The following is a 22683-nucleotide window of genomic DNA, read 5'->3' on the forward strand; positions in this document are numbered from 1 at the left end:
GAATTGGCCGCAAGGCCAAGAGGGGCTGCGTCCCTGTGCCGTCGCAACTGCTCATGTCTTGCAATCCGGGCGCGCGCTCCGCATATCCATCGCACAGCAACAAACGGAGCCCCCATGATCCGCCCAGTCCTGACCGCCCTTGCCATTGTTCTCGCCCTGCCGGCCGCAGCCGAAACCCGGGTGCCGCAGAACCAGGCGGACATCGCGCTGGGCTTTGCGCCGCTGGTCAAAGACGCCTCGCCGGCAGTGGTCAACATCTACGCCAAGGTAGTGCGCCAGGTGCAGCAGCGCCGCCGTTCGCCGTTCATGAACGATCCGTTCTTTGATGATTTCTTCCGCGGCTTCGCCAAGCCGCAGCCGCGGGTGGAGAACTCGCTGGGCTCGGGCGTGATCCTGTCGGGCGACGGTATCGTGGTCTCCAACTTTCATGTTGTGGGCATGGCCACCGAAATCCGGGTGGTGACCTCTGACCGGCGCGAATACAATGCGCGGGTGATCCTGGGCGACAAGGCCAGCGACCTGGCGATCCTGCAGCTGGAAGCCGCCGAAGACCTGCCGCATCTGGACCTGCGCGACAGCGATCAGGTCGAGGTGGGCGAACTGGCGCTGGCCATCGGCAACCCGTTCGGGGTCGGCCAGACCGTCAGCAGCGGCATCATCTCAGGCCTTGCTCGCACCGGCATGGGGGCAGGCGACGGGTTTGGCTACTACATCCAGACCGACGCGCCGATCAACCCTGGCAACTCGGGCGGCGCGCTGATCGACGTGAATGGCGACCTCATCGGCATCAACACCCGCATCCTGTCCCGCTCCGGCGGCTCCAACGGCATCGGCTTTGCCATCCCGGCCAACCTGGTGAAGGAATTTGTCAGCCAGGCCCGCAAGGGCGCCGAGGAGTTCCGGCGTCCCTGGGCCGGCATGGCCGGGCAGCCGGTGGATGCAGACCTGGCGGCCTCGCTGGGGATGGATGTGCCCGAGGGCATGGTGATTTCCGACCTGCATGTTGAAAGCCCCTTTGCCAAGGCCGGTTTCAAGGTGGGCGATGTGATCACCCATGTGGATGGCGAGGTGGTGAATTCGCCGTCCGAGATGGTGTTCCGGATGTCGGTGGCAGGGCTGGACGGCATGTCCGCGATCACTCGTCTTCGCGGTGAGGAAAGGCAGGAGATTGCGGTGCCGATGATCGTGGCACCTGATCAGCCTCCCGCAAACCCGGTGCAGCTGGATGAAGGCACGGCATTGCCGGGGCTGACCGTGGCGCGGATCAATCCGCAGGTGATTGCGCGGCTGGGCCTGCCGCTGTCGGCACAGGGCGTGGTGATCACGGATCCTGGCCCTTACGCCGGGCGCGGCGGGGTGCAGCCCGGCGATGCGCTCTTGGCGGTGAATGGCCAGCCTGTCGCCAGCACCGATGACGTTTATACAATTCTGGCAAACAGCGGCCGCTGGATTCAGCTGGATCTGAACCGGCGCGGCCAGCGTGTCACTTTGCGGTTCCGGACCTGATGGCGGATCTGTTCGGCAGTCCTGCGCCTGCGGGCCGCGATGCGCCGCAGCCGAACCGGCCGCTGGCCGACCGGCTGCGGCCGCAGTCGCTGGCGGATGTGATCGGCCAGCAACAGGTGCTGGGACCGGAGGCGCCGCTGGGCGTGATGCTGGCGTCCGGCTCCTTGTCGTCGCTGATCTTCTGGGGGCCGCCGGGCGTGGGCAAGACCACCATCGCGCGGCTCTTGGCGCAGGAGACTGATCTGCATTTTGTGCAGATCTCGGCGATCTTCACCGGCGTGCCGGAGCTGCGCAAAGTGTTCGAGGCCGCCAAAATCCGCCGCCAGAACGGCCAAGGGACGCTCTTGTTCGTGGATGAGATCCACCGGTTCAACAAGGCCCAGCAGGACGGTTTCCTGCCGCATATGGAGGATGGCACTATCCTGCTGGTGGGGGCGACAACCGAGAACCCCTCGTTTGAGCTGAACGCCGCTGTGCTTTCGCGTTCTCAGGTTTTGGTGCTGGAGCGGCTGTCGCTGGCGGACCTTGAACGTCTGACCCAGCGTGCCGAGAAGGAGCTGGGCCGGGCGCTGCCGCTGTCGGGCGTTGCCCGCGATGCGCTGCACGAGATGGCGGACGGCGACGGGCGGGCGCTGCTTAATCTGATCGAACAGGTTGCCGCCTGGAAGGTAGAGGCGCCGCTGGGACGCGAGGCGCTGTCGGCGCGGCTGATGCGGCGTGCGGCCAAGTTCGACAAGTCCGGCGACGAGCATTACAACCTGATTTCCGCCCTGCACAAGTCGATCCGCGGCTCCGACCCGGATGCGGCATTGTACTGGCTGGCGCGGATGCTGGAGGGCGGCGAGGATCCGCGGTTTCTGGCCCGGCGGCTGACGATGATGTCGACCGAAGATATCGGCATGGCCGATCCGCAGGCCAATACTGTCTGCCTCAATGCCTGGCAGACGTATGAGCGCCTTGGCAGCCCGGAGGGCGAGCTGGCGCTGGCCAATGCTGCCGTCTATCTGGCGCTGGCGCCGAAATCCAACGCGGTTTACGTGGGCATCAAAGCCGCCCGGCGGCTGGCCAAGACCACCGGCAGCGCTCCGCCGCCCAAGCATATCCTGAACGCACCGACCAAGCTGATGTCCGAGCAGGGCTATGGCGATGGCTATGCCTATGACCATGACGCCGAGGACGGTTTTTCCGGGCAGAACTACTTCCCCGACGGCGTGAAGCGCCCGGTGCTGTATCAGCCGGTGGAGCGGGGTTTCGAGCGCGAGCTGAAGCGGCGCACGGATTATTTTGCGAACCTCAGGCTGAAGCGGAACACGTAAAGCGGCTTTCCATGGGAAAACCGCTGCCCCGGCGGGAGTATTTGGGAAAAGATGAAGCCGGTGTGAACGCGCAGGATCGGCCCGGCCGGAGCCTTGCAAGCGGTGCAATACGGGGAAAACTTGACATCCCGGCGCGCCCGCGCGACAGGACGGGGATGATGTCTTCGGTTTCCATGGTGGCCCTTGGCGGCGCAATCGGGGCGGTGTGCCGCTATCTGGCCGGGCTGGGGATTATCCGCCTGTTCGGCCATCACGATTTCCCGGTGGCGGTGATGACGGTCAATGTGATCGGCTCTTTCCTGATGGGGGTGTTTGTGGTTGCCGCAGCGATGCGCGGTCTGACCCACCTCAGCCCCTTGGTGATGACCGGGCTTCTGGGCGGGTTCACCACCTTCTCGGCGTTCTCTTTGGAGACCGCCAACCTGATCGAGCGCGGCGCCTTCGGGCAGGCGGCGCTGTACGTATGTTTGTCCGTGGGCCTGTCGGTTGGCGGATTGTTTCTGGGCCTGATGGCCGCAAGAGGAGTGTTCGCATGAGCGGCGTTCAGATGATTACCGTCAGCGAAGACGATGGCGGCCAGCGCATTGACCGCTGGCTGCGGCGGCTGTTTCCGCATGTGAACCAGGGCCGCATTGAGAAGATGTGCCGCAAGGGCGAGCTGCGGCTGGACGGTGGCCGGGTGAAGGCCAATACCCGGGTCGAGACCGGGCAGGTGGTGCGGGTGCCGCCGCTGGCGGACAGCGATCTGAAACCTGCCGCGCCGCGGGAGATTAGGGTTTCCGACGCCGATGCCAAGATGATCCAGTCTTGCGTGATTTACCGCGACGACGACGTGATTGTGCTGAACAAGCCCGCAGGCCTGGCGGTGCAGGGCGGCTCCGGCACCACCAAACATGTGGACGGTCTGGCGGAGGCGCTGAAGTTCGGGCTGGAGGACAAGCCCAAGCTGGTGCATCGGATCGACAAGGACACATCCGGCATTCTGGTGCTGGCGCGCAACCGCAAGGCCGCGCAGGGGCTGACCGCTGCCTTCCGCCACAAGAATACCCGCAAGATCTATTGGGCCTTGGTGGCCGGTGTGCCGACGCCCTACCTGGGCGAAATCAAGAACGGGCTGGTGAAGGCGCCGGGGCATGGTAAGAGCGGCGAAGGCGAGAAGATGATCAACGTCCATCCGCAGGACATTGACGATACATACGGCGCCAAGCGGGCGCATACGCTCTATGCGACGCTTTACCGGGTGGCCAGCCGTGCGGCCTGGGTGGCGATGGAGCCGGTCACCGGCCGCACCCATCAGCTGCGGGCGCATATGTCCGGCATGGGCCATCCCATTGCAGGCGATGGCAAATACGGCGGTTCGGGCCAGGAGAACCTGGGCGACGGCTGGGGCGCGCAGCTGGGCGGGGTGATTTCCAAAAAACTGCATCTGCATGCGCGCCGGATGGTGTTTGAACATCCGGTGACCCACAAGAATGTCTCGGTGGTGGCGCCTTTGCCTGATCACATGAAAGACAGCTGGGACACCTTCGGCTGGAGCGAGGACCTGGCGGCGGATGACCCGTTTGAGGATCTGAAGTGAGTTCACCGCTGCGGCTGATCCTGTTTGATGTGGATGGCACGCTGGCGGACAGCCAGGGCGCCATCACAGGTGCGATGGCGGAGGCGTTTGAAGGCGCGGGCCTGCCCGTGCCGCCGCGGGACGCGATCCTGTCCATCGTCGGGTTGTCGCTGCCCCTGGCGATGCGGGAGCTGGCGCCGGGTCAGGATGCTGCCACCGTCGAGGCACTGGTTGAGGGCTACAAGTCCTCTTACATGCTGGCGCGTGAGGCGGCGGGGGCCGGGCATTCGCCGCTGTATCCTGGTGCACGCGAAGCGCTGGCGGAACTGAATGCAATTCCGGAATACCTGCTGGGGGTCGCCACCGGCAAGTCCCAGCGCGGGGTGGAGGCGTTGATTGCGGCGCATGGGCTGGAGTGTTTCGTGACCCGGCAAGTGGCCGATCACCACCCGTCCAAGCCGCACCCGTCGATGGTGCTGACGGCGATGGCGGAAACCGGGGTGGACCGGACCAGCACCGTGATGATCGGCGATACGCGGTTTGACATTGAAATGGGGCGCGCAGCGGGGGTCACCACCATCGCCGTGCCTTGGGGCTATCATCCGGCAGAGACATTGGGCGCCGATTACCTGATCCGCGATTTCGCGGAGCTGCGTCCGCTGCTGGCAGAGATTTGGAAGGTGTAAGAGATGAGCGGCTGGGCACAGAAGCGGTTCTGGAAAGACGTCACGGTTGCGCAGACCGAAGACGGGTTTGCGGTGGAGCTGGACGGGCGCCGGGTGAAGACGCCGGCCAAAGCGCCGCTGGCGGTGCCGACCCGGGCTATGGGCGACGCCATCGCTGCAGAATGGGACGCACAGACCGAATCAGTTGATCCCGGAACCATGCCCTGCACCCGGTCCGCCAATGCTGCAATTGACAAGGTGACACATCAGCACAGCGAAGTGGCCGCCATGCTGGCCGAATACGGCGATTCCGACCTGCTGTGCTACCGCGCCGACGCGCCGGTTGAATTGACGTTGCGTCAAGCGCAGGAATGGGACCCGGCGCTGGACTGGGCGGCAGGGGCGCTGGGCGTGCGGCTGCAGCCCCGGACCGGCATTCTGCACCAGCCGCAGGAGACCGCGGCGCTGTCGGCGCTGGCGGATAAGGTGCATGCGATGACAGCGTTTCAGCTGGCGGCTTTCCATGATTTGGTAGGGATTTCCGGCTCTTTGATCCTTGGCTTTGCTGCTGCGCAGGGCTGGCGCAGTGCCGATGAGATCTGGAAACTGTCGCGTCTGGACGAGCGCTGGCAGGAAGAGCAATGGGGTGTCGATGAGGACGCCCAGGCTGCGGCGGAGGTGAAGCGGCAGGAATTTCTGCACGCCAAGCGGTTTTACGATTTCTCCTGAGAGAACAGAAAATTACCGAATGACCCCGTGAGACGTAAATAAATTTACTCACGGGCAATCTGTGCGTATGCCGCGCATCGAATTTCCTGATCCCACCCTTGACGTTTGTTGATGAATGCGCCCACACTTGGGCGCGAAAAAGGGGTAAACCCTTCTTCAGTCTCAATTCCGGCGGGGGATCGCCGGTTAATAAGAACCGCCGAATGGCGGACTATTCCGCTGAATGGCGGGCTATCAGGAAGAGGTAAATATGAAAAAATCCGTACTTTTGGGCGCAATGGCTTTTGCCGGTCTTGCGGCTGGCGCAGCATCCGCCGGAACGCTGGACGATGTGAAGGCGCGCGGCAAGCTGAACTGCGGCGTCACCGTCGGCCTGGTCGGCTTTGCGGCTCCGAATGCGAACGGGGAATGGGAAGGGTTCGACGTTGCCGTTTGCCGGGCTGTGGCTGCAGCTGTGCTGGGCGACTCGACTGCTGTTGAATTCGTGCCGACCACCGGCAAGACCCGCTTTACCGCGCTGGCGTCCGGCGAGATCGACATGCTGGCCCGCAACACCACCTGGACCTTCAGCCGCGATGTCGATCTGAAGTTCGAATTCACCGGCGTCAACTATTATGACGGCCAGGGCTTTATGGTCCCGAAAGATCTGGGCGTGTCCTCGGCCAAGGAACTGGACGGCGCCACCGTTTGCATCCAGACCGGCACCACCACCGAGCTGAACCTGGCGGATTTCTTCCGCTCCAACAACATCTCGTATGAGCCGGTTCCGATCGAAACCAACGCCGAAGCGCAGCAGCAGTACCTGGCCGGTGCCTGCGACGTTTACACCACCGACGCGTCCGGCCTGGCTGCGACCCGCGCCACCTTTGACGATCCGGGCGCACATGTGCTGCTGCCGGAAATCATCTCCAAGGAGCCGCTGGGCCCGCTGGTCCGCCATGGCGACAACGAATGGGGCGATGTGGTCCGCTGGACTCTGAACGCGCTGGTCTCGGCTGAAGAGCTGGGCATCACCTCGGCCAACCTGAGCGAAATGTCCGCCGGCACCGAGAACCCGGAAATCAACCGTCTGCTGGGCAGCGAAGGCACGCTGGGCGAGATGCTCGGCCTGGACGCCACCTGGGCCCAGAAGGCCATCGCTTCGCAGGGCAACTACGGTGAAATCTTCGCCAAGAACATCGGCGAAGACACTCCGGTCGGCCTGGCCCGCGGCCTGAACGCACAGTGGACCGAAGGCGGCCTGCTGTACGCTCCGCCGTTCCGCTAAACACACCACCGGGAAGGGCGCAGGAGTTTCCTGCGCCCTTTTCCTATCAGAAAATAAGCTCCGGACCGCTGCGGAGCGGGGACAACCCCGCCAGGACAGAATACCGGAGCCCAGGGGATCACACTATATGTCAACGTTAACTGACCCTCCAAAGGAGCAGTTCCGGCTGTCTATGCTCCTTTATGACACCCGGTACCGGTCGGGGACCATTCAGGTCATCGCCATGTTCGGGTTCATGCTTCTGGCAGCTTGGCTGATCAACAACACGCTGAGCAACCTGGCCGCACTGGGCAAGCCGATCGATTTCGGCTTCTTCTCGGAACCGGCCGGCTACGATATCAACCAGCGCCTGCTGGAATACACCTCGCGCGACAGCCACCTGCGGGCCGCGCTGATGGGGCTTTTGAACACGCTGGTTGTGGCTTTCCTCGGCTGTATCACCGCAACAATCCTGGGCGTAATCATCGGCGTTCTGCGGCTGTCGTCGAACTGGCTGGTGGCCCGTCTGATGGCGGTCTATGTCGAGCTGTTCCGCAATGTGCCGGTGCTTCTTTGGATTGTCTTTGTGATGGCGATCCTGATCGAAACCCTGCCGGCGCCACGGGCATTCCGGGGCGAAAACCCTGAAGCCACGATGAGCCTGGCCGACAGCGTTGCCGTGACCAACCGCGGTGTCTATATCCCCGAGCCGCTGTTCTCACGTTCGCTGGGCGATGCGCATCTGTTTGGTGAATCCTCGCTGCGGTTTGATGTCAGCCTGGACCTGATGGCCATTCTGGTGGTGCTGGGCCTCAGCCTGTTTGCCTCGATCAAGATCCGCCAGCGTGCGGACCGTATCCAGGAAGCCACCGGCGACCGTCCGGCAACCTGGCATGTGCGCACCGCCGTGGTGGTGGTGCCGATGGCGATCCTGCTGGCCGTGCTGGGCTTTTACCTGGGCTACCCCGAGCTGAAGGGCTTTAACTTCAAGGGCGGCACACATTTGCGCAACTCGCTGATTGCGCTGTGGCTGGCACTGTCGCTGTACACCGCTGCCTTCATCGCGGAAATCGTGCGCGCCGGGATCATGGCGATCTCCAAAGGCCAGACCGAAGCCGCCGAGGCGCTGGGCCTGCGCTCCAACAAGATCATGTCGCTGGTGGTTCTGCCGCAGGCGCTGCGGGTGATTATTCCGCCGCTGATCTCCAACTATCTGAACCTGACCAAGAACTCGTCGCTGGCGATTGCCGTGGGCTACATGGACATCACCGGCACCCTGGGCGGTATCACCATGAATCAGACCGGCCGCGAGCTGGAATGCGTTTTGCTGCTGATGCTGGTGTATCTGGCGATCTCGCTGACCATTTCCGGGATCATGAACTGGTACAACGAAGCCGTGAAGCTGAAGGAGCGCTGAGATGTCTGATATCGGATTTGTCCGCACCGAAATGCTTCCCGAGCAGGATCCTCCGGCCTCTGAGGTCGGGATCATCGGCTGGGCGCGGCATAACCTGTTTTCCAGCTGGTTCAACTCGATCCTGACCATTGCGTCGTTCACAGCGGTCTATTTCGTTCTGGCCGCCATTGTTCCCTGGATCCTGTCGCCCACTTGGGACGGCACCTCGCTGTCCAATTGCCGTGAAACGCTGGCAGCAGCGGGCCATGGCGATGCCCATGGCGCCTGTTGGGGTGTGATCAAGGAACGCTGGGTTCAGCTGATCTTCGGGTTTTACCCGAGCCACCTGTACTGGCGCCCCGTCGCCGCCTTTGTCCTGCTGGGCGCAGCATTGGCCCCAGTGCTGTTTTCGGACCGGGTGCCGTCGAAGATGCTGATCTTTTCGGCGCTTTACCCGTTCATCTTCCCCTGGCTTTTGTGGGGCGGCACCATCTGGATGCCGATCGCCGCGCTGGCGGGTTTCGTCATCGGCGGTCTGGTCTACAAGTTCGCCGCAGAAGCGCTGAGCACCCTTCTGGGCGTGATCCTGGGCGTTGCGGCGGCGCTTGTCTGGTGGATGCTGCTGGCTGCTCCGGTCTCGGGCGCGCTAGACTCGATCCTGCCCATCGGCATCGAAGCGGTGGAAAGCCGCAAGTTCGGCGGCTTCATGCTGTCGGTGACCATCGGTGTTGTGGCAATCGCCTGTTCCTTGCCGATCGGCATTGTGCTGGCGCTGGGCCGCCAGTCGGACCTGCTGATCGTCAAATACATCTGCGTCGGCTTTATCGAGTTCATCCGGGGTGTGCCGCTCATCACGCTGCTGTTCGTGGCCTCGACCCTGCTGAACATTTTCATGCCGCCCGGAACCAACTTCGACATCATCCTGCGGGTGCTGATCATGGTGACGCTGTTTGCCTCGGCCTATATGGCCGAAGTGATCCGCGGCGGCCTGGCAGCCTTGCCCCGCGGCCAGTACGAGGGCGCCGACAGCCTTGGCCTCAACTACTGGCAGGCGCAGCGGCTGATCATCATGCCGCAAGCGCTGAAGATCTCGATCCCCGGCATCGTTTCGACCTTCATCGGCGTCTTCAAGGACACCACGCTGGTCTCGATCATCGGGCTTCTGGATCCTCTGGGCCTGTCGAACGCCATCCGCGCGGACGCCAACTGGAACGGCATTGTCTGGGAACTGTATGGCTTTATCGCCCTGTTGTTCTTCGTCTTCTGCTTCTCCATGTCCCGCTATTCCATGTATCTGGAGCGCAAGCTTCAGACTGGCCACCGTTAAGGAGTTCAACATATGTCTGAACTTATGACCGACCGTCAAATCGACCGTTCCAAGATGCAGGTGAGCGACGAGGTCGCCATTGAAATCTCCAACATGAACAAGTGGTACGGGTCCTTTCACGTGCTGCGCGATATCAACCTGACGGTGAACCAGGGCGAGCGTATCGTCATCGCCGGCCCGTCCGGCTCGGGTAAATCCACCCTGATCCGCTGTCTGAATGCCCTGGAAGAGCATCAGCAGGGCAGGATTGAGGTGGATGGCACCGTCTTGTCAAATGACCTCAAGAACATTGACAAGATCCGGTCCGAGGTTGGCATGGTGTTCCAGCACTTCAACCTGTTCCCGCATCTGTCGATCCTGGAGAACTGCACCCTGGCGCCGATCTGGGTCCGCAAGACGCCCAAGAAAGAAGCCGAAGAGCGGGCGATGCATTTCCTGGAGAAGGTCAAGATCCCCGAGCAGGCCGACAAATACCCCGGTCAGCTGTCGGGCGGCCAGCAGCAGCGTGTGGCGATTGCGCGCTCACTTTGCATGATGCCGCGCATCATGCTGTTCGACGAGCCGACCTCGGCGCTGGACCCGGAGATGATCAAAGAGGTGCTCGACACCATGATCGAGCTGGCCGAAGAAGGCATGACCATGCTCTGCGTGACCCACGAGATGGGCTTTGCCCGTCAGGTGGCGAACCGGGTGATCTTTATGGATGCGGGCCAGATCGTGGAGCAGAACGAGCCGGAGGAGTTCTTCAACAATCCCAAAAGCGAGCGGACCAAACTGTTCCTTAGCCAGATCCTGGGTCACTAAAGCAGCGGCATCACGCAACAAAAAGGTCGGGCACAGCGCCCGGCCTTTTTTTGTTCAGGTTTTATTGGTCAGGCCGTCTTGATCAGGAGTGGCTGGCAAAGACTTCGGTGCTGCCATCGGCCAGGATCAGCAGGGTGTCGAACGGCTCGCGTTCATCCCCCATCTCCATGCCGGGTGAGCCGATCGGCATCCCCGGCACAGCCAGACCCAACGCCGCAGGCTGTTCCGCCAGCAGCCGTTGGATGTCGCTGGCTGGGACATGGCCCTCGATCACATAGGGCCCGGCCATCGCGGTGTGGCAGGAGGCCAGATCGCTGGTGATCCCCAGCCGGTCCTTCATTGCCCACAGCTGATCATCAGGAACATTGCGCAGCTCGGTTTTCAGCCCCGCAGCGGCCAGATGCTCTGCCCAGGCGGTGCAGCAGCCGCAACTGGGCGATTTCATGATCCGGATGGTGTCCTGTGCTGCGGCAAAGGCGGGAATTGCGGCAAGGGGTAGGGCGGCGGCTGCGGCCAGCAGCAGGTAGCGGCGGTGCATGGTGGTTTCCAGTCCTGGCAAATACGGGGCTGTCAGGCACTTAGGTCCGCGCTTGCAGCGGCGCCATGCCCCTCCCGCGCAGGATGCGCAGGATGCGCGGTATTGCCGCAGCCGCGCTATTCCCCCAGCAGTTCGCGCGGAACGGCAAAGTCGACGGGTTTGCCGCTGCTCCAGGCCAGGTCGCGCCAGCTGCTGATATCAAACTCCGCCACCAGCGTTGCTCCGGTCGGGTAATCGTCGAACCGCGAATGATCCGGCGGGCTGGAGACGATGGAATGGGCAAAGGCGGCAATGCCGGGATTGTGCCCGATCAGCATGACCCGCGGCTGCTCGGCCTCAATCAGCACCTTGAACATCATTTCCGAATTGGCGTGGTACAGCCGTTCGGTGAACTGCGCAGGCACGCCCAGCTCCATCAGCTCGCAGGTTTCGCGGGTGCGTTGCGCAGAGGATGAGATCACTTGATCAGGCAGGTAGCCGTTATCCCGCAGCCAGGCGGCAATGGCCGGGGCAGACCGGCGCCCCCGTTTGTTCAGCGAACGGGCGTGGTCGCTGGGGACATTTGCGTCCCAGGCGGATTTGGCATGGCGGGTCAGGATCAGGGTGCAGGTCATTGGGGGTGAAAATGCCTCATGTGATGTGCGGTTTGTTCCGGGTCCCGGCTGGCGTTGCGGCTCAGCGGGCAGGCGCGGCGGGCCAGACAGCCGCCTGCCATGCAGCCAGTGCCGGCGGGCGTGTCGAGATAGTCATGGCAGGCTGCCAGATCGTAGGGGCCGCCGTCTGCCAATGCGCTGACGGGACAAGCGCTGAGACAGGGGCGGGAGGAGCAGCTGTGGCAGGGAGACTCTGCCAAAGGCGGAGGGGGAATGTCAAATTCCTGTTTGAAATGAAGGGCCCCCCGCAAGGATATCAGCATGCCGGCGCGATCATGCACCATCATCTGTGACGGTGATGTGAAAAACCGGCCCGACGCCAGCGCCCAGTTGATGAAAGGCGTGTAGGGCGGCCCGCCAAACGGAAAATAGGCGCTGCCGCGCAGGTCCTGGGCCAGGGCGCCGACCACCCGCTCGGACCAGCGGTCCACCGGGTGCGGGGCGCCATCGCGGTGCTCGGGGCTGGTCTTGAAGACGGGCCAGAACGCCCCGGCTGTGCCCAGCAGGATCAATGTCCCGCCCTCCAGCGCCTTGACGGGCTGGCGCTGCGGGTGCAGGGCGCCGCAGACCGCAAGCCCGGCCTGCGCGGCGGCAGCTTCGATCTCAGGATAAGACAGCGTGCCTTGGGCGCGGCGGTCTGGCAGGTCGGTCAGGGGCATATGCGGCATCCGGTCAGGGGGCTTGGCACAAGCCTAACAGCGCAAGCCTGCTTGCCAGAGTGCAAAAACGTCCCGTCCTGTCCTGCCGGCGTCTTCCCGCCGGCGGCGTCAGAAGCGGCGGAACGGCAGCCTCAGGCTCCAGCCCAGCCGGCCCGGGCGTCCGTCCTGCCAGCGCAGTCCCACAGTCATGCCCTTATGCCCTGCACCGGGCCGGGCCGTATAGGTTCCCAACATGCGGTCCCAGATGGAAAGGGCAAAGCCGTAGTTGCTGTCGTGCTCCGCGCGGCTGGTGGAATGATGCACCCGGTGCATGTCCGGTGTCACCAGCAACAGCCGCAAGACCCGGTCGACCCCCGCTGGAAGCGCTAGATTGGCGTGGTTGAACAATGCGGTGCCGTTCAGCAGCATCTCAAACAGCACCACCGCCAGAGCTGACGGTCCCAGCAGGTAGACCAGCCCGATCTTCAGCAGCATCGACAGGGCGATCTCAATGGGATGAAAGCGCACCGCTGTGGTTACATCCATGTCCGTGTCGGCGTGGTGCACCCGGTGCAGCCGCCACAACAGCGGCACCTTATGGGTGATCAGATGCTGCAGCCAGATCGCGAAATCCAGCACCAGAACCGCCAGCAGACCCTCCAGCCAGCCGGGCCAGTTCAGGTGGTTGAGCAGCCCCCAGCCGTGTTCAGCGGCGTCCCAAGCCGCCCCGGCTGCCAGCAAAGGCAGCCCAAGGGCCAGTGCCCGCAAGGTCAATGTGTTAATAACGGACATGGACAGGTTGGTCAGCCAACGCCGCCGCCGGGGCAGGCGCCGCCCGCGCCGCGGCGCCCAGGCCTCGGCTATGGCAAACAGCGCAAACAGGCCCAGGAAAACAGCAAGGCGGAGGAGGTTCTCATGATCCATATATGCAGCAATGCGCATATATAGGTAAAAAGCAAGCCCCGCTGTCGGCATTGCACTCATATGCCAGAACGCCGGAATGTGCTATGGTCCGGCCCCGGGGGGATGCGGGCCGGACTGTGCGGCATTGGGCCCATCGTCGGCTTGCAGGTTTCGCCCCAGGGAGAGTCAGAATGCCAAGATTTATCGTCACCGGCTGCTATACATCCTCAGCAATGAAAGCGATGATTGAAAACCCCAGTGACCGCGAAGGGGCAGCCCGCGCAGTTGTCGAAGCGGCAGGCGGGACTTTGGAAAGCTACTATCTGACCACTGGCGAGAGCGATTTTGCGATCCAGGTGACAATTGACGACGCATCCGGCCTGCTTGCGGGGCTGATGGCAACCGGTGCCAGCGGGGCCGTCAGCAACCTGAAAACCGTGCGGGCGTTCACCTCGGACGAATTCACCGCCATTCAGAAGAAGGCCGGCGGCATCGCCAAAGCCTACAAAGCGCCAGGAAGCTAACGCAGTCAGCGGCCGGACGGCAGCCTCCCGCTGTCATCCGGTTTCTTTCTGGTCAAAATCACTTCGGGGTGAATTGGCCTGGCCGGGCCAAGGGGGCAGCGCCCCTCAAATCAACGCGGGCAGCCGTCAGGCGCGGATCATCGAGCCTGCGCCGTGATCGGTGAACAGCTCCAGCAAAACGGAGTTCTGCACCCGCCCGTCAACGATGGTGCAGGCGCGCACACCATTGCGCACCGCATCCAGCGCGGTTTCGGTTTTGGGGATCATACCGCCGGCAATCACGCCGCTGGCGGTCATTTCGTCGACGTCCGCGGCCTTCAGTTCGGTCACCACTTCGCCTTCGCCGTTCTTGACGCCTGCAACGTCGGTCAGCAGCAGCAGCCGGTCGGCCTGCAGCGCCTTGGCGATGGCCCCGGCAGCAGTGTCGCCATTGATGTTGAAGGTCTCGCCGTCCCGGCCGGCGCCGATCGGGGCGATCACCGGGATCATGTCTTTCTCGAACAGCCCGTACAGCACCTTGGGGTCCAAATCGGCCGGGGCGCCGACAAAGCCAAGGTCCGGATCGGCCTGATCACAGGTGATCAGATTGGCATCCTTGCCCGAAAGGCCGACGGCACGGCCGCCCTGGCGGTTGATCGCCTGCACAATGCGTTTGTTCACCACGCCGGACAGCACCATTTCCACCACCTCCATGGTGGCGGCATCGGTGACCCTCTTGCCGTTGACGAACTCGGACTGGATCTGCAGCTTTTCCAGCATCGCATTGATCATCGGCCCGCCGCCGTGCACGATCACCGGGTTCACACCGACCTGACGCATCAGCACGATATCGCGGGCAAAGGTCTCCATCGCCTCGTCGCTGCCCATGGCGTGGCCGCCCAGCTTGATGACAACAATGGCCCCGTCATAGCGCTGCAGGTAAGGCAGGGCGCTTGAGAGGGTCTCGGCAGTGGCAATCCAGTCGCGGTTCATGTTCTGTGTCTTCATCGCTGTCATCATCCCTATGAACGATTGGTTTAGGCGCTTCTTGGGCTGGTGCCAAGGGTCGCCTGCGTCCCGGCCATTGCAGATGCCGGTGCCGGTGCTAGGCTCTGGCCGCAGATCCCTGCAGTGAATCCCTTGAAGAGGACCGCATGATGCGTCAGAAAACCCTGCTCCTGACCGGAGCCAGCCGCGGTATCGGCCACGCCACCGTGCGCCGCTTCAATGCCGAGGGCTGGCGGGTGATCACCTGCTCGCGCCAGCCGTTCCCGGCGGAATGCCCCTGGGGCGGCGGCCAGGAGAACCATGTTCAGCTGGATCTGTCGGACCCGTCGGACACGATCAACGCGGTTGGCCAGATCCAGGAGCTGCTGGACGGCCGGCTGGACGCGCTGGTCAACAATGCCGGAATTTCACCTAAGGGGCCGGAGGGTGAACGGCTGAATACGCTCAACACCGATCTGATGGACTGGGGCAAGGTGTTTCATGTTAATTTCTTTGCCTCGGTGGTGCTGGCGCGGGGCTTGAAGGATGAGCTGGCTGCGGCCAAGGGATCGGTGGTCAATGTGACCTCGATCGCGGGCAGCCGGGTGCATCCCTTTGCTGGCGCGGCCTATGCCACCTCCAAGGCGGCGCTAGCGGCGCTGACACGTGAGATGGCGCATGATTTCGGGCCCATGGGGGTGCGGGTCAATGCCATCGCGCCGGGCGAGGTGGAAACCGCTATCCTGTCGCCCGGCACCGACAAGATCGTCGAGAAGCTGCCGATGCAGCGGCTGGGCCAGCCCGAGGAGGTGGCCTCGGCGATCTACTTCCTGTGTTCGGAAGGGAGTTCCTATATCTCCGGCGCCGAGATCGAGGTGAACGGCGCGCAGCACGTGTGAGCGCACTGAACCGGGAGGCCTTGTTCCGGGCAGCGGTTCTGAATGTGCGGCAGAGCAATGGCTGCGCGGCGTCTCAAAGGACGCAAAAGACGCCGCGCAGCTCCCGGCTTTGCCAAAGACGGGACATAGCCGGTATCGGGCACGCACCGCGGTCCTTTTGCCGGTCGAACAGCGTCCTCAGGACAGAGAGACGCCATTGACCGGGGCCAGGGATGCAAATCCGCAGCACATGCCTGATAAGGCGCCCGCCGGTGAGGGACTGGCGGGCGCGTGTTCCAATGTCAGGACACCGCGCGTTTCAGCGGCGGCAGGTTGCCCAGCAGCAGCACGTCAAAGGCCAGCACCGCCAGCAGCGCCAGACCGGTCAGCGGGAAGGCCAGCGACACCAGCACGGCAATCAGCGCAGCCCCCTTCCAGAACGGCATCTCTGCCGGTTCCGGCGGTGCTGCTAGGCGGCTGGCACCTGCGGGGCGGCGCTTCATCCACATCACCAGGCCGGAGACGCAGACAAAGATCACCGCGAGGCAGAACACCACATTCAGCAGAAAGCTCCAGGTGCCCATCAGCCCCATGTGGAAGGGGATGCTGACAGCCATCGCCTTGCCCGCCAAGGAGTAGTCCTCGTATTTCACGTCAGCGAGGATCTTGCCGCTGTACTGATCTATATGGATGGTGCGGTCGATGAAGGGATCGCCGCCATCGCCGCTCATGCTGTCGCGGTTGATGGTCCAGACACCATTTCCACCACCGGGATACGCGAGGCGGAAGCGGCCCTCCATACCCAAGGCGCGGCCTAGGGCGATAATGCTGCCTGCATCCACCGCCTGGCCTTCAGGAACGCCGGTGATCCCGGCCTCGGATCCTGAGGCGGGCATCGGGGTCTGTTCCAGCGCCCAGGGCACGTCGTTGGTGGCGCCGTGGTTCATACTGGCGTGAATGTCGTCCGACAGGGGCACGTTGTCCCATTTGGCTGCCGGGAAGGTGCTCCAGGCCTGCACCATCTGGCCGCCCCAGATGCCGGTCCACGACAGGCCTGAGATCAGGAAGATCACCAGCAGCGCCGACATCCAGAAGCCGGTGACCGTGTGCAGGTTCTTCCACAGGGCGCGGCCCCTGGCGCGGAAGTTGGGGACAAAGGCACTGGCGGCATTGCCGCGCGGCCACCACAGGTAAAGCCCGGTCAGCACCAGCACGATGCCGAGGCCCGCGGCGATTTCGATCAGCCGGTCGCCGGTGTCGCCGATCAGAAGGGTGGAATGGATGTTGTCGGTAAAATCATACCAGCCCGAGCGGCGGTCCCAGACCTCGATCACCTCGCCGCTGTACTGGTTCAGGGCCACCAGCCGCTGGCCGTCATCTGTTTTTACGCGGAACACCGCGGCCAGACCGGGGGCCTTGGGGCCGATCCATTCGGCAATGGTGCCGGGCTGGGCGGCCAGAACGGCGGCCTCCTGCTCAGGAATGCTCAGCTCGGCTGCGCCTTGCGTCACGCTGATTTTCTCACCGTCGCGGCCGTCGAACTGGGTGATGAACATCATCATCAGGCCGGTCACCGCCAGCATGATCAGGAAGGGGATCACAAACAGGCCGGCATAGAAGTGCCAGCGCCAGGCGGCGAAGTAGAATTTCTCGGAAAGCGGGCGCGATGGGCCCGCGGATTGCGGTTGGCTGGTTGCCATGGGGGCTCTCCATACCGGAACAGGCTGGGCACATTGGCGCCGGCGGAAATGTCAGTGTTTGTTCGGGAAAAGGGCCGCAGCCCTAGGAGAGCGCGGGCGGGCCGCGGGCGTCATAGCGCCAGTGGAAGCCGGCGGTATGGTGGGTGAAGGCCTCGCGCGACCAGCGGTCAGTCAGCGGGGTCTCAATGTTCAGATCAATCAGGCTGTCCGGCAGCAATGCCACCGTGCCAAGCGCCGCAAAGGGGCAGCTGCGGTCATCCATCGGTTCCGCGGGACCATGCGACCCGCCATCGCCCAGATCGACCCAGGCTTCCTGTATGCCATTTGAGGTGCAGATCACCAGCAGCACCTTGCCGTCCTGCGCCGAGGCGGGCATCCAGCCAGCCGGGATCAGACCGGCAACAGCCAGGGCAATCACAACCAGAAAGGAGGCGAGCCGGTCAAACACCCGTCACAAATTAGCGATAATGGACCGCAGGGTCGAGATGCCATCGCCCTTTTCCGAGGACGTCAGAACGATTTCCGGATAGGCGGCAGGGTGTTTCGCCAAGGCGCCCCTGACCTGTTCCAGCACCTTGGCGCGGTCCTTTTCCTTGACCTTGTCGGCCTTGGTCATGACGCATTGGAAGGTGACCGCGGAAGAGTCCAGCAGCTTCATGATCTCAGCGTCCACGGCTTTTACCCCATGGCGGCTGTCGATCAGCACAAAGGCGCGGCGCAGGTTCTGGCGGCCTGACAGGTAGCGCTTCAGCAGTTTCTGCCATTGCTCCACCACCTTCAGCGGGGCGTTGGCATAGCCGTAGCCGGGCAGGTCGACCAGATACAGCTCCGGGCCTTGGGTGAAGAAGTTGATCTCTTGTGTGCGGCCCGGCGTGTTGGAGGCGCGCGCGATGCCCTTGGTGCCGGTCAGCGCGTTGATCAGGCTCGACTTGCCGACGTTGGAACGGCCGGCAAAGCAGACCTCCAGCCGGTCGGCATCAGGCAGGCCGTTCATCGCGACCACGCCCTTCAGGAACTCGGTCTCGCCGGCAAACAGCTTGCGGCCCTTTTCGGCAGAGATGTCATCCGGCGCTTCGGCCAGGGAGAATTGCATTTGCATCACAGCACCTTTACCGCGTCGCCAAGGCGGATGTCTCCGCTGCGCACCACTTCGGCGTAGACCGAGAAATCCTGGTGGCCCCAATTGTCTTTCAGGGTCTTCAGCGTGTCGGCGTCGCGTTCGCCGGTTTCGGGGTTGGCAGTGGTCGCCAGGCAGCGCACCACTCGTTCGCGCACCGCAAAGACGGCCTCGCCGATCTGAACTTCGCGGCCCAGCCAGTCGTTCTCGGCCCAGGGTTCATCCAGGTCGAACCAGATGTTGCCGCGCCAGCGCAGGGGCGACAGGCCGTGGCCGATGGCCTGCTCCACCGCGCGGTGGGAAGCCCGGTTGCACAAGGAGACCGAGGGAAAATCTGTATCGGTCATGCCGCGTCCCGGCACCCGGATGATCCGGGCAGAGGCGGCGCGGCCCGCGGGTGTCAGCGGTTTTTCCCACTCCAGGAAGCGTTGCAGATCCTCGGGGTTTTCCGGGTCGAATGTCAGGTCAGGCTGGTGCGGGTGGGTCAGCGTCAGCTGGCCGGCGGCATCGTCCAGCCGGGCGCCGATCGCCATCAGCCCGGGCGCCTTGGAGCCGCGGGTGAAATTGGCGCAGGGTGCCCATTCGGAACCGTCCGCAGCGGACGCCTCATGCGCGACCGCCCAAACGCGATCGCCGGGCATGGTTTGCCCGGCGGTCAGGGTTACGGTGTCCAGTGCCTCACGCCCGTGTGATTTGAGCGGGTGGCGCCAGATATCTGTAACTTGGTGCGCCATCAGCTGTCAGCCTTGGGCTTCTTCTTGAAGCTAGACTTGATGTTGCCGAACACGTCCGGCTTGTAGCCGTGGCTGCGCATGATCAGGTACTGCTGGCTGAAGGTGATCGTGTTGTTGGCAATCCAGTAGACCACCAGGCCGGAGGCAAAGCCGCCGAGCATGAACATGAATACCCAGGGCATCCAGGCAAAGATCATTTGCTGAGTCGGATCGGTGGGCGCCGGGTTCAGTTTCTGCTGCAGCCACATCGAGATACCCAGCAGGATCGGCAGGATACCGATGAAGACCAGCGCCATGATGCTTTCCGGTGCCGGGGAGGCAAAGGGCAGCAGGCCGAACAGGTTCATGACCGAGGTCGGATCCGGCGCGCTGAGGTCCTGGAAAGGGCCGAAGAAGGGCGCGTGGCGCAGTTCCAGAGTGACAAAGATCACCTTGTAGAGCGAGAAGAAGATCGGGATCTGGATCAGGATCGGCAGACAGCCCGCGGCGGGGTTCACCTTTTCCTTCTTGTAGAGCTCCATCATCTCCTTTTGCATCTTCTGGCGGTCGTCGCCGGCGCGCTCCTTGAGCTTCTCCATCTCCGGCTGAAGCTCTTTCATCTTGGCCATGGAGGCATAAGATTTATAGGCCAGCGGGAATACCAGGATCTTGATCACCACGGTCAGGCCGATGATGGCCCAGCCCATGTTGCCGATCAGCACGTTCAGATTGTGCAGCAGCCAGAACATCGGCTTGGTCAGGAAGAAGAACCAGCCCCAGTCGATGACGTCCAGGAAGCCCGCGATGCCTGCCTTTTCGTAGCCGCGGATGGCTTCCCATTCCTTGGCGCCGGCAAACAGCTGGGTGGTGACTTCCGACGACTGGCCGTCAGCGACAGTCACGGTCGGCAGCACGATATCGGTTTGGTAGATTTCGCGGCGTTCGTCGAACTTCGCGATCGAGCGGAAGGCCTGACCCGGTTCGGGGATCAGGGTCGACATCCAGTAGTGGTCGGTAAAGCCGATCCAGCCGTTCTCTGCGACCTGTTTGACTTCGGCCTTGGACCCGTCGCGGGGATTGGGCTCGAAATCAGTCATGTCGTCATAGTCGGTTTCGGCCAGCTCACCGTCCGACATGCCGACCAGGCCTTCGTGCAGGATGAAGAAGTTTTTCAGGTCCGCAGGCTGGCCATGGCGTGCCAGGGTGCCGTAGGGCGCCAGGGCGACGCTGCCGCCAGAGGCGTTGGCCACCGACTGGGTGACCGAGAACATGTAGTCCTCATCCACCGCGATGGTGCGGGAGAAGGTCAGGCCCTTGCCGTTGTCCCAGGTCAGGGTGACGGGGCTGTCTGTGGACAGTGCGGCGTTTGCCGGAGCGGTCCAGACGGTGTTGGCTCCCGGCACATCGTCCAGCGACAGGCCGGCACCTGGCGCCCAGCCGTAGAGCGCGTAATAAGCGCCGGCGTCGCCCACGGGCTTCAGCAGTTTGACGATCGGAGACCCTTCGTCCAGCGTCTCGCGGTAGTCCTTCAGCGACAGATCGTCGATCCGGCCGCCCTGCAGCGAGATGCTGCCGGCCAGGCGCGCGGTGTCGATGGCCACACGGGGGGCATCCGGGGCTCCGGCCTCTTCTGCGGCGGTATCCGCCACAGCATCCGCTGCAGCGCTGGGGGCCAGGGCGGTATCGCCTGCGGGCGCGGTTTCGCTGACCGCGGTTTCCGGCGCCTGTTCCGGCTCCGGCGGCGGGAAAAAGGTGTACCACCCCAGGATCACCAGAAAGCTGAGTACGGTTGCGAGAATAAGATTTTTGTTCTGATCGTCCATTGGGGACTGCCACCTCGTGTAGGGAAGGACACGTGGGGTTCAACAGAGGTGGGCCGCAAAGGTCAAGCAGAATCGCGGTGCGCCGGGGCGGCATAGGGCCCCGGCGCAGCAGAAAATCAAAGGAATTGAATAATCAAGGGGTCTGGCGGCCGATCACAGGTGTATCCTGCAGTTTGGCTTCATGGGCGGTGATCCAGTCCAGCGTCTGGTCAAAGGGCATCGGGCGGCCGATGCCAAAGCCCTGCACATGGCCGCAGCCCAGCTGCGCCAAGAGCGCGTGTTCGCCTGCGGTTTCGACCCCTTCGGCCAGGGTTTCCAGCTCAAGCCGTTCGGCCATGGTGAGGATCGCGGAGATCAGTTTCTGCTGTTCCGGGTCCTGATCCGCCTTCATCACAAAAGACCGGTCGATCTTGATGCGCGAGATGCTGAAACGGCGCACCGCAGCGATGGAGGCATGGCCGGTGCCGAAATCATCCAGGTCGATGTGGCAGCCCAGATCGCTGAGGGCGAGGATGTTGCGGGTGATCACGTCGTCGGGCTGATCGGTCATCACGGTTTCCAGGATCTCCACACACAGGCGGCTGGGCGGCAGCTCAAAACGTTCAAGCTCCCATTTGATGCGCCCTGCAAGGCCGGGATTGCGTAGCTCCTGGGTGGCAAAGTTCACCCCGACGCAGGGCACCTGGACGCCGGCGGCATCCCAAGCCTTGATCGCCACCAGGGAATTGTAAAGCATCACCTGGCTCAGCCGGTCCATCAGCCCGGCTTCCTCCAGCGCGGGCAGGAAGGTCGAGGGCGGGATCAGCCCCTGCACCGGGTGCGACCAGCGGGCCAGAGCCTCGAACCCGGAAATCCGGCCGGTGTCAGTGCAGATCTGCGGCTGGAACCAGGCCTGAATCTGACCGGACTCCAGCGCCGAGGCGGCCTCTTCGCGCAGGTTGGAGCGAGCCCCGCCGCGCCCGGACATATCCACCGAAAACGCGCGGATGCCGCCGGGCCCGTTGCTTTGCGCCTCGGCCAGGGCCGCCACGGCTGCGCCGGTCCAGTCGGTCCCGGCCTTGCCCGGGGCCCGGTTGCGCTGGCAGAACCCGATGGAGGAGGTCACGTAGATGTTGGTGCCATCCAGCGGCACAGGTTCCTCGGCGGCGGTTTGCATCCGGCCGGCCAGCTGAATGCACAACTCCAGATCCAGTTGCAGGGTCGGGGCCAGGCAGATGGCAAAGCGGCTGTCGCCGATTCGGGCAATGGTATCGTGCTGGCGCAGGATCGAAGCGATCTGCGTGCCGCAGTGCTGAACGATGCGGTCGCCGGCCTCATGGCCGTGCCGGTCTGCCAGTTCTTTGTAATCGTCCAGCTCCAGGATGAAGACAGCGGAGCGCAGATCCGTGTCCGCGCATTCTTCATAGATCCGGGCGGTCTCATGCTCAAACCCGTCACGCAGCATCATGCCGGTGACACTGTCGCGCGGCAGGCCGCCGCCGCCCAGCTTGCTGAATCCGCCTGCGACGGCAATCAGCACAGGCAGGCCAAGCGCCACCGAAAGCAATGCGGTTTCGCCGCCGAGCCAATAGGTGGCCAGGGTCAGGGCAGGCAGGAAAGCGAGCACCGGCGGCCCGAAAAGAGCCGGGGCAAGGGTTTGCCGGAGCCGTGCCAGGAGACCTGATCCCGTGTTTGTCATTCTCA

The 22683-nt window shown here is 63.4% G+C and carries 23 protein-coding genes; 12 read left to right on the plus strand and 11 right to left on the minus strand.

All coding sequences use genetic code 11. The features are described from left to right. Window positions 1–114: 114 nt before the first annotated feature. The 10 genes from AQUI_RS0109855 (at window position 115) to AQUI_RS0109900 (ending at window position 10547) form a co-directional block, all read left to right on the plus strand. Window positions 115–1506, plus strand: coding sequence for a trypsin-like peptidase domain-containing protein (locus tag AQUI_RS0109855; RefSeq protein WP_027257368.1), 1392 nt, complete (start codon window positions 115–117; stop codon window positions 1504–1506). Beyond that, window positions 1506–2822 (plus strand): replication-associated recombination protein A, encoded by a 1317-nt coding sequence (locus AQUI_RS0109860; RefSeq protein WP_027257369.1) that lies wholly within the window; start codon window positions 1506–1508, stop codon window positions 2820–2822. Before AQUI_RS0109855 ends, AQUI_RS0109860 begins: the two co-directional genes overlap by 1 nt. A 155-nt stretch (window positions 2823–2977) precedes the next feature. After that, window positions 2978–3358, plus strand: coding sequence for a fluoride efflux transporter CrcB (gene crcB / locus AQUI_RS0109865; protein ID WP_027257370.1), 381 nt, complete (start codon window positions 2978–2980; stop codon window positions 3356–3358). Next, complete coding sequence (locus AQUI_RS0109870) at window positions 3355–4401, plus strand: RluA family pseudouridine synthase (protein ID WP_027257371.1); 1047 nt, start codon at window positions 3355–3357, stop codon at window positions 4399–4401. The genes crcB and AQUI_RS0109870 overlap by 4 nt, the downstream gene beginning before the upstream one ends. After that, window positions 4398–5066 (plus strand): HAD family hydrolase, encoded by a 669-nt coding sequence (locus AQUI_RS0109875; RefSeq protein WP_027257372.1) that lies wholly within the window; start codon window positions 4398–4400, stop codon window positions 5064–5066. The genes AQUI_RS0109870 and AQUI_RS0109875 overlap by 4 nt, the downstream gene beginning before the upstream one ends. 3 nt (window positions 5067–5069) lie before the next feature. Further along, window positions 5070–5774 (plus strand): ATP12 family chaperone protein, encoded by a 705-nt coding sequence (locus tag AQUI_RS0109880; protein WP_027257373.1) that lies wholly within the window; start codon window positions 5070–5072, stop codon window positions 5772–5774. A gap of 250 nt (window positions 5775–6024) precedes the next feature. Then, window positions 6025–7041, plus strand: coding sequence for an amino acid ABC transporter substrate-binding protein (locus tag AQUI_RS0109885; protein WP_027257374.1), 1017 nt, complete (start codon window positions 6025–6027; stop codon window positions 7039–7041). A gap of 127 nt (window positions 7042–7168) precedes the next feature. After that, window positions 7169–8437 (plus strand): amino acid ABC transporter permease, encoded by a 1269-nt coding sequence (locus AQUI_RS0109890; protein WP_027257375.1) that lies wholly within the window; start codon window positions 7169–7171, stop codon window positions 8435–8437. Window position 8438: 1 nt separating this feature from the next. Continuing rightward, the gene (locus tag AQUI_RS0109895) at window positions 8439–9743 is read left to right on the plus strand and encodes an amino acid ABC transporter permease (protein ID WP_027257376.1); all 1305 of its coding nucleotides are present in this window, start codon (window positions 8439–8441) and stop codon (window positions 9741–9743) included. A 12-nt stretch (window positions 9744–9755) separates the two neighbouring features. After that, window positions 9756–10547, plus strand: coding sequence for an amino acid ABC transporter ATP-binding protein (locus AQUI_RS0109900; RefSeq protein ID WP_027257377.1), 792 nt, complete (start codon window positions 9756–9758; stop codon window positions 10545–10547). Window positions 10548–10629: 82 nt separating this feature from the next. On the opposite strand, the gene AQUI_RS0109905 is transcribed toward AQUI_RS0109900, so the two are convergent. From AQUI_RS0109905 to AQUI_RS0109920, 4 genes are all read right to left on the minus strand, one after another. Then, window positions 10630–11085, minus strand: coding sequence for a DUF411 domain-containing protein (locus tag AQUI_RS0109905; RefSeq protein WP_027257378.1), 456 nt, complete (start codon window positions 11083–11085; stop codon window positions 10630–10632). A gap of 116 nt (window positions 11086–11201) precedes the next feature. Then, complete coding sequence (locus tag AQUI_RS0109910; RefSeq protein WP_027257379.1) at window positions 11202–11699, minus strand: SixA phosphatase family protein; 498 nt, start codon at window positions 11697–11699, stop codon at window positions 11202–11204. Next, window positions 11696–12397: a hypothetical protein gene (locus AQUI_RS0109915; protein ID WP_051372003.1), complete on the minus strand. Its 702-nt coding sequence runs from the start codon at window positions 12395–12397 to the stop codon at window positions 11696–11698. The genes AQUI_RS0109910 and AQUI_RS0109915 overlap by 4 nt, the downstream gene beginning before the upstream one ends. A 108-nt stretch (window positions 12398–12505) precedes the next feature. Beyond that, window positions 12506–13300 (minus strand): sterol desaturase family protein, encoded by a 795-nt coding sequence (locus AQUI_RS0109920; protein WP_027257381.1) that lies wholly within the window; start codon window positions 13298–13300, stop codon window positions 12506–12508. Window positions 13301–13470: 170 nt separating this feature from the next. On the opposite strand from AQUI_RS0109920, the gene AQUI_RS0109925 reads away from it, so the two are divergent. Continuing rightward, complete coding sequence (locus AQUI_RS0109925) at window positions 13471–13803, plus strand: GYD domain-containing protein (RefSeq protein ID WP_027257382.1); 333 nt, start codon at window positions 13471–13473, stop codon at window positions 13801–13803. A gap of 126 nt (window positions 13804–13929) precedes the next feature. Here the strand turns inward: AQUI_RS0109925 and argB are convergent, their stop codons facing one another. Then, on the minus strand, window positions 13930–14790 hold the full coding sequence (gene argB / locus AQUI_RS0109930; RefSeq protein ID WP_027257383.1) for an acetylglutamate kinase: 861 nt from the start codon (window positions 14788–14790) through the stop codon (window positions 13930–13932). 149 nt (window positions 14791–14939) lie between these two features. Here argB and AQUI_RS0109935 point away from each other — a divergent pair, with 149 nt between their 5' ends. Beyond that, window positions 14940–15668 (plus strand): SDR family NAD(P)-dependent oxidoreductase, encoded by a 729-nt coding sequence (locus AQUI_RS0109935; RefSeq protein ID WP_027257384.1) that lies wholly within the window; start codon window positions 14940–14942, stop codon window positions 15666–15668. Window positions 15669–15949: 281 nt separating this feature from the next. Here the strand turns inward: AQUI_RS0109935 and AQUI_RS0109940 are convergent, their stop codons facing one another. The 6 genes from AQUI_RS0109940 to AQUI_RS0109965 form a co-directional block, all read right to left on the minus strand. Then, window positions 15950–17347 carry a PepSY-associated TM helix domain-containing protein gene (locus tag AQUI_RS0109940; protein WP_027257385.1) on the minus strand — a complete coding sequence of 466 codons (1398 nt, stop codon included), beginning with the start codon at window positions 17345–17347 and terminating at the stop codon, window positions 15950–15952. An 82-nt stretch (window positions 17348–17429) separates the two neighbouring features. Beyond that, window positions 17430–17795, minus strand: coding sequence for a DUF2946 family protein (locus AQUI_RS0109945; protein WP_035919892.1), 366 nt, complete (start codon window positions 17793–17795; stop codon window positions 17430–17432). 3 nt (window positions 17796–17798) lie between these two features. Continuing rightward, complete coding sequence (yihA, locus tag AQUI_RS0109950; RefSeq protein ID WP_027257387.1) at window positions 17799–18446, minus strand: ribosome biogenesis GTP-binding protein YihA/YsxC; 648 nt, start codon at window positions 18444–18446, stop codon at window positions 17799–17801. After that, complete coding sequence (locus tag AQUI_RS0109955) at window positions 18446–19198, minus strand: MOSC domain-containing protein (protein WP_027257388.1); 753 nt, start codon at window positions 19196–19198, stop codon at window positions 18446–18448. Before AQUI_RS0109955 ends, yihA begins: the two co-directional genes overlap by 1 nt. Beyond that, entirely contained in the window at window positions 19198–21000 is a 1803-nt protein-coding gene (yidC, locus tag AQUI_RS0109960; RefSeq protein WP_027257389.1) for a membrane protein insertase YidC, read from the minus strand. The genes AQUI_RS0109955 and yidC overlap by 1 nt, the downstream gene beginning before the upstream one ends. Before the next feature lie 133 nt (window positions 21001–21133). After that, window positions 21134–22678 (minus strand): putative bifunctional diguanylate cyclase/phosphodiesterase, encoded by a 1545-nt coding sequence (locus AQUI_RS0109965; protein ID WP_027257390.1) that lies wholly within the window; start codon window positions 22676–22678, stop codon window positions 21134–21136. Window positions 22679–22683: the final 5 nt, after the last annotated feature.

It is taken from the genome of Leisingera aquimarina DSM 24565 (assembly GCF_000473165.1).
Lineage (GTDB): Bacteria > Pseudomonadota > Alphaproteobacteria > Rhodobacterales > Rhodobacteraceae > Leisingera > Leisingera aquimarina.